This window comes from Candidatus Poriferisodalis sp. (genome assembly GCF_965203655.1).
Taxonomy (GTDB): domain Bacteria; phylum Actinomycetota; class Acidimicrobiia; order Acidimicrobiales; family Poriferisodalaceae; genus Poriferisodalis.
This window is the reverse complement of the sequence record NZ_CBDBDD010000005.1, coordinates 83,576-96,574: the sequence shown is the minus strand read 5'-3', so window position 1 is coordinate 96,574 and position 12,999 is coordinate 83,576. Positions and strand designations below refer to the sequence as shown.

Annotated in this window: 13 protein-coding genes; 6 read left to right on the top strand and 7 right to left on the bottom strand. The window is 66.8% G+C overall.

From position 1 onward, the window contains the following. Positions 1 to 27 precede the first annotated feature (27 nt). Positions 28 to 1,329 (bottom strand): dihydroorotase, encoded by a 1,302-nt coding sequence (locus ACOGW9_RS04785; protein WP_419908891.1) that lies wholly within the window; start codon positions 1,327 to 1,329, stop codon positions 28 to 30. A gap of 101 nt (positions 1,330 to 1,430) precedes the next feature. Here ACOGW9_RS04785 and ACOGW9_RS04780 point away from each other — a divergent pair, with 101 nt between their 5' ends. Further along, on the top strand, positions 1,431 to 2,333 hold the full coding sequence (locus ACOGW9_RS04780) for a phytanoyl-CoA dioxygenase family protein (protein WP_419908889.1): 903 nt from the start codon (positions 1,431 to 1,433) through the stop codon (positions 2,331 to 2,333). 42 nt (positions 2,334 to 2,375) lie between these two features. Continuing rightward, positions 2,376 to 3,950, top strand: a complete 1,575-nt coding sequence (locus ACOGW9_RS04775) for a phosphotransferase family protein (RefSeq protein ID WP_419908887.1) — start codon at positions 2,376 to 2,378, stop codon at positions 3,948 to 3,950. A gap of 58 nt (positions 3,951 to 4,008) precedes the next feature. Here the strand turns inward: ACOGW9_RS04775 and ACOGW9_RS04770 are convergent, their stop codons facing one another. Beyond that, a complete protein-coding gene (locus tag ACOGW9_RS04770; protein WP_419908885.1) occupies positions 4,009 to 4,479 on the bottom strand; it encodes an SRPBCC family protein in 471 nt (156 codons plus the stop codon). Between the two features lie 164 nt (positions 4,480 to 4,643). On the opposite strand from ACOGW9_RS04770, the gene ACOGW9_RS04765 reads away from it, so the two are divergent. From ACOGW9_RS04765 to ACOGW9_RS04750, 4 genes are read left to right on the top strand one after another with little or no spacing between them, the layout of a single operon-like run. Next, positions 4,644 to 5,543 carry an SCO6745 family protein gene (locus ACOGW9_RS04765; protein ID WP_419908883.1) on the top strand — a complete coding sequence of 300 codons (900 nt, stop codon included), beginning with the start codon at positions 4,644 to 4,646 and terminating at the stop codon, positions 5,541 to 5,543. Positions 5,544 to 5,549: 6 nt separating this feature from the next. After that, positions 5,550 to 7,319, top strand: a complete 1,770-nt coding sequence (locus ACOGW9_RS04760; RefSeq protein ID WP_419908881.1) for a glutamine--tRNA ligase/YqeY domain fusion protein — start codon at positions 5,550 to 5,552, stop codon at positions 7,317 to 7,319. Beyond that, the gene (locus ACOGW9_RS04755) at positions 7,316 to 8,065 is read left to right on the top strand and encodes an SDR family oxidoreductase (protein WP_419908879.1); all 750 of its coding nucleotides are present in this window, start codon (positions 7,316 to 7,318) and stop codon (positions 8,063 to 8,065) included. Before ACOGW9_RS04760 ends, ACOGW9_RS04755 begins: the two co-directional genes overlap by 4 nt. 54 nt (positions 8,066 to 8,119) lie before the next feature. Beyond that, positions 8,120 to 9,007: a TIGR03619 family F420-dependent LLM class oxidoreductase gene (locus tag ACOGW9_RS04750; protein WP_419908877.1), complete on the top strand. Its 888-nt coding sequence runs from the start codon at positions 8,120 to 8,122 to the stop codon at positions 9,005 to 9,007. A 46-nt stretch (positions 9,008 to 9,053) separates the two neighbouring features. On the opposite strand, the gene ACOGW9_RS04745 is transcribed toward ACOGW9_RS04750, so the two are convergent. The 5 genes from ACOGW9_RS04745 to ACOGW9_RS04725 form a co-directional block, all read right to left on the bottom strand. Beyond that, on the bottom strand, positions 9,054 to 10,265 hold the full coding sequence (locus ACOGW9_RS04745) for a thiolase family protein (RefSeq protein ID WP_419908875.1): 1,212 nt from the start codon (positions 10,263 to 10,265) through the stop codon (positions 9,054 to 9,056). An 83-nt stretch (positions 10,266 to 10,348) separates the two neighbouring features. Then, positions 10,349 to 10,780 (bottom strand): Zn-ribbon domain-containing OB-fold protein, encoded by a 432-nt coding sequence (locus ACOGW9_RS04740; RefSeq protein WP_419908873.1) that lies wholly within the window; start codon positions 10,778 to 10,780, stop codon positions 10,349 to 10,351. A 131-nt stretch (positions 10,781 to 10,911) separates the two neighbouring features. Then, entirely contained in the window at positions 10,912 to 11,580 is a 669-nt protein-coding gene (locus ACOGW9_RS04735) for a nitroreductase family protein (protein WP_419908871.1), read from the bottom strand. A 41-nt stretch (positions 11,581 to 11,621) separates the two neighbouring features. Then, the gene (locus ACOGW9_RS04730) at positions 11,622 to 12,287 is read right to left on the bottom strand and encodes a hypothetical protein (protein WP_419908869.1); all 666 of its coding nucleotides are present in this window, start codon (positions 12,285 to 12,287) and stop codon (positions 11,622 to 11,624) included. Positions 12,288 to 12,435: 148 nt separating this feature from the next. Continuing rightward, positions 12,436 to 12,930, bottom strand: a complete 495-nt coding sequence (locus ACOGW9_RS04725; protein WP_419908867.1) for a proteasome activator — start codon at positions 12,928 to 12,930, stop codon at positions 12,436 to 12,438. Positions 12,931 to 12,999 lie beyond the last annotated feature (69 nt).

Sequence of the window (12,999 nt, the reverse complement as noted above, 5' to 3'; positions counted from 1 at the left end):
GCAACTCCGGCATATGAGGCTTGCGGCTTACGTGTTCAGTCCGCTGTTCACCACCACCGGATTCCCTGCCAGAACCGTGTGACGAACCCGGCCGGTCAGTGTGCGGCCGGCCCAGGGCGAGTTGAGGCTGCGCGACTGGAGGTCGGCGGCGCGCACCGTCCATGACTCGGTGGGGTCGAACACGGTGAGGTTGGCGGGCGATCCCGCTGCGATCAGCTGGCCGTGGTCGATGATGCCGGCGATGCGGGCGGGTGTGGTGGAGACCACCTCGACGAAACGCGCTGGTGTCATCTGGCCGGAGGCAACGAGCTCCGACCACACCACTGATGCCATCGTCTCCACACCGATCATTCCTGGAGGGGCATCGGCCAGTGGCCGGTCCTTGAGCGAGGGATGGTGGGGAGCGTGGTCGGTAGCGACGGCGTCGAGCGAGCCGTTGATGATGCCCTGGCGAAGCGCCGCCACGTCGTCGGCCAGCCGCAGCGGCGGGTTCATCTTGCCCGTCGTGCCCAGCCGTTCGACGTCGTCCTCGCTGAGCACCAAGTGTTGAGGCGTGACCTCTGCTGTCACCGCCACGCCATCTCGTTTGGCCTGGGCCACCAGATCCATGGCCGCGGCGACCGAGAGATGCAACACGTGGTAGCGACCTCCTGTCCGCCGGGCGAGCTCGATGTCCCGGCGGACCACCGAGACCTCTGCCTCGGCAGGCCGGCCGCGTAACCCAAGTCGCTCGGCCACAGCGCCGGCGTTGATGACTCCCCCGGCGACCATCGCAGGATCCTCCGCATGCTGGCTGATCACTGCGCCGGGCAGCCGCACGGTCGCGGCCAGGGCGGCTTCCATCACCGCGTCGTCAGCCACGCAGTCGCCGTCGTCGGTGAAGACGCGCACGCCTGCGTCATACAGTGCCGCCAGATCAGCGAGCCGCTCCCCCGCTCGTCCTGCGGTGATTGCAGCCGATGTCCGGATATCGCACGGCACACCGGCGGCCAGAGCGAGCATCTCGTTGACCATGTCGGGTGTGTCGATCGGCGGGTTGGTGTTGGGCATGATCACGCAGGCCGTTACGCCGCCCATCGCTGCACCTGCTGCACCCGAATCCATGTCTTCGCTGTCGGTGGCGCCCGGAGTGCGGAAGTGGACCTGGATGTCGACGAATCCGGGCATGACCCACGCATCCGACGCATCCAGCGTTCGCCGCGCCGCCGGGGCCTGCCCGGCAGGCACTACCGCAGCGATGCGACCGCCCTCGATGACGACATCGACGGGTTCGGCGGCATCAGCTGGAGCAACTAGCCGACCCCCGGCGATCACCAGCTCCACAGCCATCGCCTCACCCTAAGCAACCAGCCGTGACGGCGGGCGTTCCGCGGTCACGCGCTCAGCTCTGCACACAGAATGGCGAGCGGATCGCCCGGTACGGTTTGGGCATGACTCTTGCCGATGTTGCTCCGCCTGCCAGCGAATTCATCTCGGACAGTCAGCGTGCCAGCTACGAGGCGAACGGCTACCTGTGCCTGCCGGGCTTCGTCGGGCCGGAATGGCTCGACGAGCTGCGTGCTGTGACAGCAGAGTTCATCGACGCCAGTCGCACGGAAAGCACCTCAGGCAAGGTCTTCGATCTCGAACCCACGCACACGTCCGATGCGCCACGGCTGCGGCGGCTCATCTCGCCGGTCGATCAGCACCCGACCTATGCGCGGTTCACCTTTGAAGGCCCCCCAGCGCAGCTTGCCTCGGCCCTGCTCGGCGGCCCGGTGCGCTACCACCACTCCAAGCTCAACTTCAAGTGGTCGGGCGGTGGCGAAGAGGTGAAGTGGCACCAAGACATCCAGTTCTGGCCCCACACCGACTTCACCCCGCTCACGATCGGCGTCTATCTCGAAGACGTCGACCCTGAGATGTCCCCGATGGGCGTGCTGCCAGGCAGCCACCGGGGCCCGTTGTTCGACCAGTACGCGCCCGACGGGAGCTGGGCGGGGTCGATGGCCGATGCCGACGTGGCAACCCTGGATCTGGACCAGATGGTGTACCTCGGCGGGCCGGCCGGCTCGGTCACGGTTCACAACTGCTGCATGATCCACGGCTCGCTGCCCAACAATTCGCCGCGGCCCCGGCCGTTGCTGCTGCAGACCTACTCGGCGGTCGACTCCTACCCGATCAGCCATATCGGCGCGAACGGCGTGCTGGGTTCAAGCGGCGGCCGCATCTGTGGCGGCGAGGCGTCCCAGATGCTCACGATCGGCGGTCGCCAGATGCACGGTGCCCCCGACTGGTCCCGCAAGGGTCCGCCGACCATCTTCGGTTCTCAGCAGAAAGACGCTGACGGCTGAGCGGCGGAGTTTGCGCGGGCGAGATCACGAAGCTGGCAATCCGTGACGAATGGCGAGCAACAGCACCCGGTGCCTGAGTTCTACTCGGCGCTCGATACCGCAGTACGTCGGGAGATAGCTGATTGCGCCGGCCTGGTCGAGGCCGAACGGCTCAGTGGTGGGGCCAGCATGGAGACGTACCGGTTGCACTGCCGGCGTGCTTCGGACCCCCATGCGACGTTCGAGATCTGCTTGCGCCGGGGACCTGACGGCGAGGACCGCGAGGGAGACAACGTCACCGGAGTGGCCGCAGAGGCGCAGTGCATGACTGTCGCCCGCGCGGCCGGGGTGCCCGAGCCCGAGGTGCTGTACGTGCTGACGCCCGATGACGGCGTCGGCGCCGGCTTTCTGATGGAGTGGCTGGACGGCGTGACGCTCGGAGCGCGCATCGCCCGGCTGCCCGAATTGGAGAACGCCCGCTCGAAGCTGGCGTTCCAGTGCGGTCAGGAGATGGCGCGCATTCACCGCGTCGACGTGGACGCGGCGGGACTCGCCCCGGTGCTCCGCCGTTTCGATCCGGCCGACTACTTGGCCGAGACATGGGATCGCTGCAAAGAGATGCCCACGCCGCAGCCGATGATCGACTTCGCCGCTCGCTGGCTGTCCGAGCAGCTCGCAGAGCGCGGAGCCGTCGATTTGACCCTGGTGCACAACGACTTCCGCAACGGCAACATCATGGTGGATGCCGATGCCGGCCTGATCGCTGTGCTCGACTGGGAGACCGCTCACATCGGCGACCCCATGCGCGACCTGGGGTGGATGTGCACCAACTCGTGGCGCTTCGGCCAGCGGCACCTGCCGGTCGGCGGCTTCGGGCGCTACGAGGACCTGTTTGCCGGCTATGAGAGCGTGGCCGGCCACCCCGTCGATCGGGATCGTGTGCAGTACTGGGAGGTGTTCGGCTCGTTCTGGTGGGCGGTCGGCTGCTTGGGCATGGCTGATCGCTACCGGATGGGCTCCGACGCCACCGTCGAGCGACCAGGAATCGGTCGCCGCAGCTCGGAATGCCAGCTCGACTGCGTCAACCTGATCATCCCGGGGCCCGTGGAGTTCCAGCCGTCTGTGCATGAACTGGGTCTGTTGGATCCTGACTTCGGCCGGCGGCCTCAAGGACCGTCACCGCTCGGCGGCAGTTTCACCAGTGCACAGGCTCACACTGCGGCGGGTGACATGCCCCGCGTGGACGAATTGCTCGAAAGCGTGCGCGACTTTCTGCATGGCGAAGTCCGCCAGGCCACCGAGGGTCGCACGAACTTCCTGGCGCTCGTGGCAGGCAACTCCATCGACATCGCATTGCGTGAGCGCCTGATCGCGCCGCAACTGCACCGCTTCGAGCTGGAGCGACTCACTGCGCTGGTCGGCGACAGCGATTCGATAACCAGCGGCCGCGCCGCTCCGGATGCACAGATCGCCGAGCAGGTCACGGCGTTGCGGTGGCGTCTCGTGGACGCACTGCGCGACGGCTCCATGCCGCTCGGCGAGCCCGGGCTCGCCGACTACCTGCGCACCTCAGTCGCCCACCAGGTGGCGATCGACCAGCCCAAGTACTCAGCGTTCCGCCACGTCGCCAGTCTGTGACGGCAGAGCGCGACGCCGGCGCTCAGCGCCAGAGGCGACTCCGGTCGCTGCCGCAGTGCTATGACTCGGCGGTTGCCTTGATGGCCGCGAGCGTTGCGGCCATGCCCGCGCGCACGATGTCTGCCCTCGCCGCCAACTGTTCGGCACTCAGCGGCTGAAGCGTAGGCGGCAGGCTGAGGACATCCCAGATTTCAGTCAGTGACGTGCCGCCCGTGCCATTGGGTGCCATGCGGTAGGTCCAGCGCACGTAGGGGCCTTCAGGATCCTGTGGACGGGTCACCCACTCGAAACACTCCGACGGCTGGGCCACGGTGACCGTGCAGGGCACGCTCCAGGTGCGGTCGCCGATTCGGTTGTGCCCTTCGAACGTCGAGCCTTCTGCACCGGGTGTGTCACTCGTCCAGTCCGCGCCGGCATTCTCCGGGCTCCACTCCCCCATCCGGGGTACGTCGGACACCAAGGCATAGACGGCATCGGGTGTGGCCGCGATGTCAACGCTTGCTTCGTGCTGCATTCCATGAACAGTCATGGGCGAAACCGTAGTTTCGCCCATCTGCGCAGGCGCAGCCCCGGCTTCGGTGGCAACAGGCACTGCGGTGCAGCCTGCCGCGCCATACCATTGCGGCGACCGCGGCGGGCCGTGATGCCGCCCGCAGCCGCTGACCCCGAGAGCTACGGGAACGAGGAGCACAGATGGGCGAGATCCCCCGCACCGATGACCGTCGCAGCCCCATCCGCCGCCTGGGACGGACGGTCGAGCCGATTCACACCGTCGCGTACTACTCGCCCGAGATCTACGGCTTCAACGACGACGGGTTCAAGGGCTGGTGGCATGCGTACTTCGCGTACCGCTCGGCCCCCATGGGCAGGGTGAGCGCTGCGACCATCACGGCGGTGTTCTACAACTTCGCCCCACGCATGGTGGAACGGGCGGTGCCGGGCTGCTGGGACATCATGGACCCTGACGCCGTCCGTACCCGCCAGCTCGAGCTCACCACTGCGTCCATGCAACGGGCGCTTGGCGAGTATCCCGATGCCGGCGAGATCGCAGCGGCTGCGTCTGCGCTGCGCAGCTTCGCCGACGATCTGCCCATCGGCGCTCGACCGCTCTATGCAGGATGGGCATCGGAGCCGTGGCCGGGCGACAGCACAGGTGGCGGCGATGTCATGGACCTCTGGCACGGCTGCACGCTGCTGCGAGAGTTCCGTTTCGACGGCCACAACATCGCGCTCGCCGCCGGCGATCTGGATCCCGTTGAATGCCACGTGATGATGACCACCGGCGGCCATGGCAATGGCGCCACGATCCAGAAGATCCGGGGCTGGAGCGCCGACGAATGGGATGCCGCGTGTCAACGACTCATCGATCGGGGCTGGATCACTGCTGACGGTGAGCAGACACCCGAAGGAAATGCGGCACGCCGAGCCGTGGAGCACGACACGGACAGGCTGTCGTTGCCAGCGGCAGACGCACTGCCCGCAGCCGATCTTGAAGCCCTGCTGGGACGGCTCGAGCGCATCATGGGCTACCTCGTCGAAACCGGCATCGTGGCGGGCGTCTGGCCGCCTCCGCACGTCACCGTTGACGCCTGAGGATCTGTGACTGACCGAGTCGGGCCCTCCAGCTCAGCCGCCCCGACCGGCGAGTCCGCGAACGGCGGCAGTCGCGACTTCATTCGAGACCAAGTCGAGGCGGACTTGGGGTCGGAGCGTTTCGCAGGCAGGGTCCAGACCCGCTTCCCGCCGGAACCGAACGGGTATCTCCACGTTGGTCACGCCAAGGCGATCTGCTTGGACTTCACGGTGGCCTCCGAGTTCGGCGGCCGCTGCTTTCTGCGCTTCGACGATACGAATCCCGCAACCGAGAGTCCCGAGTACGTCGAGGCCATCGTCGACGACGTGAAGTGGCTGGGCTTCGAGCCCGACGAGGTTCGCTTTGCCTCGGACTACTTCGAACAGCTCTACGCATGGGCGGAATACCTGATCGAGCGAGGCCTGGCCTATGTCGACGACCAGGACGCGGAAACCATCTCGGCTGGGCGCGGGGGCTTCGGACAGCCAGGCATCGAGAGCCCCTACCGGGATCGGGAAGCCCCCGAGAACCTGCGCCTGTTCCGGGAGATGGCCGCCGGTCAGCATCCCGAAGGCAGCAGGGTGCTGCGAGCCCGTGTCGACATGCAGCACGAGAACATGCAGTTGCGTGACCCGGTGATGTACCGCATCCGCCACGAGCATCACTACCGCAGCGGCGACCGCTGGTGCATCTATCCCACCTACGACTGGGCACACGGCCAGAGTGATGCCATCGAAGGCGTCACACATTCGCTGTGCACGCTGGAATTCAGGGACAACCGGGCGCTGTACGACTGGTACTTGGAGCACCTGCCCCTCGTCGAGCTGGGTCATCGGGGCGACCGCCCGCATCAGACCGAATTCGCCCGCCTCGAGCTGACCCACACGATCACCTCCAAGCGAATCCTTCGCCGTCTCGTGGAAGACAGTCATGTGGACGGCTGGGACGATCCCCGGCTGCCCACGCTGCGGGCCCTGCGCAGGCGCGGCTATCCCCCCTCGGCTATCCGGGACTTCTGCGGCTTCATCGGTGTGGCGCGTACCAACAGCCGGCACGCACCCGAGCTGCTCGAATCATTCGTGCGCACCGAGCTGAACGCCACCGCGCCTCGGCGGATGGCCGTGCTGCGACCGCTGAAGCTGGTGATCACCAACTGGCCAAGCGACGATGACGGGGAGCCGCTCGTCGAGTACCGGGAAGCTGTCAACAATCCCGAGGATCCGCCGGCAGGAACCCGGCAGGTCCCATTCAGTGGGACATTGTGGATCGAGCAGGACGACTTCCGGTTGGAAGCGCCACCCAAGTACTTCCGGCTGACGCCGGGACGCGAGGTGAGGCTGCGCGCCGGCTACTTCGTTCGCTGTACCGACGCAGTCACCGACGCAGACGGGAATGTCATCGAGGTGCGCTGCACCTATGACCCCGAGACTTCCGGCGGGCAAGCCCCAGACGGTCGCAAGGTCAAGGCCACGATCCACTGGGTCAGCGCCGCGCACGCCGTGCCAATCGAAGCGGCGCTGTACGAGCGGCTCTTCGATGCCGAGCTGCCGGGCGAGCGCACCGGTGATCCACTCGACGACCTGCACCCGGACTCACTGGAACTGTGCAGCGGGGTCGCCGAGCCAGCCATCGCTGATATCGCCCCCGGGCAGGTGGTGCAGTTCGAGCGCCTCGGCTACTTCTGCGCCGACAGCTCAGGCTCGGACAGCCCCGGCTCACCGCTCTTCCACCGCACCGTCGGCCTGCGTGACGAGTGGGCGAACATCCAGAAGCGCCAGCAACAGCAAGGAACATGACGATGAACAAGGGCGTGGCAGTCATCACCGGCGGTGGCACGGGCATCGGCAAAGCGAGTGCGCTGGAGCTCTCAGCGGCCGGCTGGAAGGTGGCGGTGTGCGGCCGCCGCCGGGAGCTGCTCGACGAGGTGGTGGATCAGTGCGTCGCTGACGCGCTCGCTGTGACCGCAGATGTGTCGGATCCGTCTGACGTGGACGCCCTGTTCACCGCTGCCGTCGAGCAGTTCGGCCGCGTCGACCTCCTGTTCAACAATGCCGGCATGGGAACGCGCCCTGTGCCGGTCGATGAGTTGCCGATCGCTGACTGGATGGCCACGGTCGGGGTGAACCTCACCGGATCGTGGCTGTGCGCCCGCGCCGCTTTCGCGCAGATGAAGCGCCAGGACCCCTCCGGTGGACGCATCATCAACAACGGATCGGTGTCTGCGCAGACGCCACGGCCGAACTCGTCGCCGTACACCGCCACCAAGCACGCCATCACCGGGCTGACCAAAGCGCTCTCGCTTGAGGGCCGTGACCACGGCATCACCGTCGGCCAGATCGATGTCGGCAACGCCGAGTCACCGCTGACCGCGGCTATGTCGACGGGGGTGCCCCAGGCCGACGGAGCCGTGCGAACTGAGCCCGTGATGGATGTGTCCAACGTTGCGAAGGCGGTGCTGTACATGGCCGAGCTTCCGCCCGACGCCAACGTGCTCACCATGACCGTGATGGCCAACGGGATGCCACTGGTCGGCCGCGGGTGACCGCGGCGCATCAGACACGGCCGCGGGCAACTCCCAGTTCCTAGGCTGCGCGCCATGAAATTCGGGTATCTCACTGGCAATCACTACGGCGGCATCGATCCAGGCGACTTGGCCTGCGAGCTCGAAGAGCGCGGCTACTACTCGGTCTGGTATCCCGAGCACACCCACATCCCGACGTCTCGCGAGAGCCAGTACCCCAACGGCGGGCAGCTGCCCGGCACCTACTTCCACATGATGGACCCCTTCGTCTCGATGGGGGTCGCGGCGGCACGCACGTCGAAGATCAAGCTGGGCACCGGCATCTGCCTGATCCTGCAGCACGACCTCATCGACTTGGCCCAGACGGTGGCCTCGACTGATGTGCTGTCGGACGGGCGCGTCGTGCTCGGGATCGGTGTCGGCTGGAACCAGGAAGAGCTGGCCGATCACCGGCCGGACATGCCGTTCCGCCAGCGGTACGGCGCCATGCGAGAGCGTGTGGCAGCCATGCGGTCCATCTGGGCACATGACCCGGTGCCGGCGTTCGACGGCCGCTGGGACAGCCACAGCGAGTCATGGATCTACCCAAAGCCGGTGAACGGATCAGTGCCGATCTCGCTCGGGAACGCCGGCCCGCTCGGCATCCAACACGCCGCCGAGTACGCGGATGAATGGTGCCCCATTGATGTCGGCGTCATGAACACCACCGGCAAGCCGGACGTGGTCGGCGGCATCGAGCGATTCCGCCGCTTGGCAGCCGAAGCGGGTCGTGACGATGCCGATGACATCCCGATCACGCTCTACATCTGGGGTCGGCCGCGACTGGATCGCTTGGAGTCCTACGCCGAGGCGGGTGTGAGCCAGTTCGTATTCACACCGGTCAACTTCGATCTGCCGTCGGCAGACGAGACGCTGCGGTACCTCGACGAGCTGACCCCCACCCTTGAGGCGTTCAGTACCTGAGTTCGCCTACAGCGCGGAACGCTGGTGCTTGAGGGCCGCGTTCGGGCTACAGCCCGGAACGCTCCAGGATGTGCACGCCGCAGCTGGAGCCGAGGCCGATCACATGGGCGAGACCGACTTTGGCGTCGGGCACCTGGCGGTCGCCAGCTTCGCCGCGGACGTGGGTGGCAACCTCGAACAGGTTGGCCACGCCGGTGGCGCCGATGGGATGTCCCTTCGACAGCAGGCCGCCCGACACGTTGACTGGGATCTCCCCGTCGCGCCACGGACCGCCCTTGTCGATCCACTCGCCAGCGCCGCCGGGTTCGCACAGCCGCAGGTTGTCGTAGTGCCGCAGCTCGGCAGTTGCGAAGCAGTCGTGCAGCTCGACCAGATCGAGATCGGCGGGATCCACGCCCGAAACCTCGTATGCCGCGTCAGCGGCGTTGCGGGTCAGCGTGTTGACATCGGGCTGCACTTGACAGCCCTCGGTCCAAGGATCTGAGGTCAGTACCGAAGCCGAGACCTTGACAGCGCGCCGTTGCTGTTCACGCGGGAGCGTCTTGAGCTTCTCGTTGGAGACCAGCACCACTGCCGCCGAGCCATCGCCGGTCGGGCAGCACATCAGCAGCGTGTTCGGGTAGGCAATCACCTCCGAGCTCATGACCTCGTCGAGGGTGAATGCCTTGCGGTACTGCGCCAGCGGGTTCAGCGTGGAGTGCTCGTGGTTCTTCTGCGCCACCTTGGCGAACTGCTCGAAGCCGACACCGTCGTTCTCGTAGGCGTACTCCATCCCGGCCTGCGCAAAGACGCCGGGCATCATGTTGGTGCCGAGCCGTCCCTCGACGCCGACGACGGAGCCGAAGCGGCCCTTGCGCTCGAACACCTGCTTGTCAGAGCGGGCAGCCCGATCGGCACCGAGCATGCCCATCTTGCCCATCTGCTCGACGCCCACCGCCAGGCCCATCTGCGCTTCGCCGGCCTTGATCGCCATCATCACCGTGCGAACCGCGGTGGCGCCGGTGGCGCAGGCATTGGCCACGTTGTACACGGGAATGCCGGTCTGGCCGAGCTGCTTCTGCAGGCGCTGGCCGACGCCGCCGTTGGCCTCGTACAGGCACCCGGCGGCCAGCACGTCCATCTCTGCCATGGTGACGTCGCCGTCATCGAGTGCGCCGAGCGAGGCCTCTGCGGCCAGGTCGATGAGGTCTTTGTCGGCATAACGGCCGAACTTGGTCATGGAGGTGCCGAGAATCCACACCGGGTCTTGGTTGCTCATGGGTGCTCCCTATGCGTTAGGCAGATCTGTCGCTGATGCAGTTGCTAGTCGGTTCGCAGGGTCGGGCGGATGACGGGGCAGGCTTATGCTGCTTCGGGCTCGTAGCCGAAGGCGACGGCCTCGTTGCCGTCGTCATCGGTGGCGGTCACGTAGGTGGCGAGGCGCACTCGCATGCCGAGGCCGATGTTGGCCGGCGTGGGCTCGATGTTGATGATATTGCTCTTGACGCGGCCGCCCCCGTCCAGATCGACGACTGCGGAGACGTAGGGAGCGGGCACACCCCGCGCGGCACGATGGACGATCGTGAAGGTGCGTACCGCGCCGGTGTTGGCGAGCCGTTCGATGGAGAACTGGCGCGCACCGCATGCGGCACAGGCATTGCGCCGGTCGAAGTAGCTGGCACCGCATGCGTCACAGACATAGGCGACCAAGTGCGGGTCGTCCCCGAGCTTGAGGTATTCCACCATCGCCATCTGCTTCGGCCCGATCTCATCTGGCGCAGTCTCGTCACCCACGTCAGCGTTCCTCCCGGGTCGGGATGGGTGTGGGCCGATCCGTGTTCGGTGGCCGCCCCGCAGCAACTTACCAGCGGCTCACCGGCAGCCGCCTGCTCCTGGGGCTGAGCCGCACGGCGGGGCAGTGCCCCTCAGCGGCCGGTCCAGTGTCCCCAGTGCACCAACGGGCGGTCGGCAGCGGTCGCTGTTTCGCCCGGCCCGTCGGCGAACAGCGGGCGGCGGGGCCGGTCCTGGCTCGCTGCAGGTCCGCTGGACATCTCGGCGGCGCGATCGGGCCAGCCCAGCGCCACGACGCCGACAGGCTCGTGCCCCGGAGGGACACCGAGCGCCGCTGCCACGGCGGCAGCATGATCGAACATGCCGAAGAACAGCACCCCGAGGCCCTCGTCAAGCGCGGCGTACTGCAGTGCGAGCGACGCGAACGCCGCATCCACGGTCCAATACGGCGTTGACCAGGCCTCCGTGCCCGAGCCCAGTCCGGAGCGTTCCTTGTCGGTTTCGCCGTAGCGGTCGATGTACGCCTGCGGATCGGCCCACAATGTGACGAGGACCGGGCAGGCCAGCAACCCATCCCAGCGAAAGCTCTTGCGGCGGTCTGGGGGCAGGGTGGTGTCCCAGTAACGAGCCGTCTCGCTGGGGCCACGGAGCACAACGAAGTCGAAGCCCTGCGCATTGCCGGCCGACGGGACACGGCGGGCGGAGTCGAGGATTCGCTCGAGCAGGCTGTCGTCGACCCGATCCGGCAGGAAGTGCCGGGTCATCCTGCGACGGCGGGCGAGTTCGCTGAATCCGGAGGTCACCAGCGCATGCGCTCCCTGCACGAGCCCATGGGCTGCGAGCGTTACAGCAGCTTGGCGAGGTCTTCCCGGCTGGCCCAGCCGAATGCGATCATCGCATCGCCGTTGGCCGCGTCGTGGTCATCAAACAGCGCATTGAGCTCCGGGGAGGTTTTCTCAGGACGTGCGGCGGTGTGGTTCAGCACGAACGAGGGGCCACCGTCGCCGTACACCTTGAACTCTCGCGCCTTGTACTCGCCCTGCACGTCGAAACGCTTCGCGAGCCGGCGTCCCCAAGCCCGGTCCTCGCCATTGGGCTCGTAGCCGGGCCGCGGCACGACCCGGTCCAACGGTTTGAACGCCACGAATGCGGCGGCATCAGCCATCTGGCAGGCCACCAGTACGTCTTCGTCAGGAAATGCCAAGACCGCCCGGCGGAGCTGATCGGTCACCATCGCGCGCAGGGCGCTGTCACGTCGCGCCGAGCGGCGAGTGGCACCGGCACCCATCAGCACGGTCGGATCACCGCCGACGCGCTCGAGCGTGCAGAAGCCGTATGCGGCGAGCTTGGCGCCATCGCGTACATGTGTGATGAGCACCCAGGCGTCACGCTGCTTGGAGAGATGCCCGACGTCGAAGTGCACCTTCTCGCCGGTGACCAACTCGGCCATCTCGGAGATCTCGGCATCGCTCAGTGCCGTGCAGTCCTTGGTTTCAACCTCGAGGGCCATGTGATCTTCGCTCCCTGCAGTGCTCGCTGGCCGCTCCCCCGACGGCGCGGCCAGGCAGTTCCGTCAGTGCTCCTTCAATGCGCGCCCACGCCCGGGGCTAGGGCAACGCCCGACATGCGGCATCGGCCACCGGTCCACCTCGACCTGCTCACAGATAGACCCCACTCCTATCCGTCGTTCGCGGGGGGCCAGGTTGCGCGCCAGCTTCGAGGGCATTGCCCCGCATGCTGCGCAGCTGCCGCTCCGCCATCATCTGCTGTGCTGATACCGCCGCTTGGATGCCGTGGAAGAGCCCTTCGAGCCATCCCACGAGCTGGGCCTGAGCGATCCGTAGCTCGGGACCTGAAGGAACGTCCTCGTCAAAGGAGAACGCAAGCCGGTTCAGCTCCTCGGCCAGCGGTTCGGACACGGCCGTCGCCAACTCCTCGACCGACAGGTGGTACACATCACGCATTCGGTCGCGTCCCGCTTCGTCGAGTTCGGCATGGCGAACCTCTTCGAGCAGCTTGCGAACCATCCCGCCGATGCGCATCAGTTTCGCCGGCTCCGGAACGAATGATTCGTCGTCGGTGACGTCCTGCGCGTGAAGTCCGCCATCCAGCAGCTCGCCGTGTTCTGGCTGTTGTCCTGGATCGCCAACCATCACCGCGAGGCTATCTGGGAATCGTCGCGCCCCGTCCGGCCAGAAGCCCGCCGAACCCCTTGAACTCCG

What these genes read in the sequence shown, in the direction of transcription:
- ACOGW9_RS04750 (WP_419908877.1), top strand. Translation starts at nt 8,120, where the DNA reads ATGAAATTCGGGTATCTCACTGGCAATCACTACGGCGGCATCGATCCA.
- ACOGW9_RS04755 (WP_419908879.1), top strand. Translation starts at nt 7,316, where the DNA reads ATGACGATGAACAAGGGCGTGGCAGTCATCACCGGCGGTGGCACGGGC.
- ACOGW9_RS04785 (WP_419908891.1), bottom strand. Translation starts at nt 1,329, where the DNA reads ATGGCTGTGGAGCTGGTGATCGCCGGGGGTCGGCTAGTTGCTCCAGCT.
- ACOGW9_RS04730 (WP_419908869.1), bottom strand. Translation starts at nt 12,287, where the DNA reads ATGGCCCTCGAGGTTGAAACCAAGGACTGCACGGCACTGAGCGATGCC.
- ACOGW9_RS04725 (WP_419908867.1), bottom strand. Translation starts at nt 12,930, where the DNA reads ATGGTTGGCGATCCAGGACAACAGCCAGAACACGGCGAGCTGCTGGAT.
- ACOGW9_RS04745 (WP_419908875.1), bottom strand. Translation starts at nt 10,265, where the DNA reads ATGAGCAACCAAGACCCGGTGTGGATTCTCGGCACCTCCATGACCAAG.
- ACOGW9_RS04780 (WP_419908889.1), top strand. Translation starts at nt 1,431, where the DNA reads ATGACTCTTGCCGATGTTGCTCCGCCTGCCAGCGAATTCATCTCGGAC.
- ACOGW9_RS04765 (WP_419908883.1), top strand. Translation starts at nt 4,644, where the DNA reads ATGGGCGAGATCCCCCGCACCGATGACCGTCGCAGCCCCATCCGCCGC.
- ACOGW9_RS04770 (WP_419908885.1), bottom strand. Translation starts at nt 4,479, where the DNA reads ATGACTGTTCATGGAATGCAGCACGAAGCAAGCGTTGACATCGCGGCC.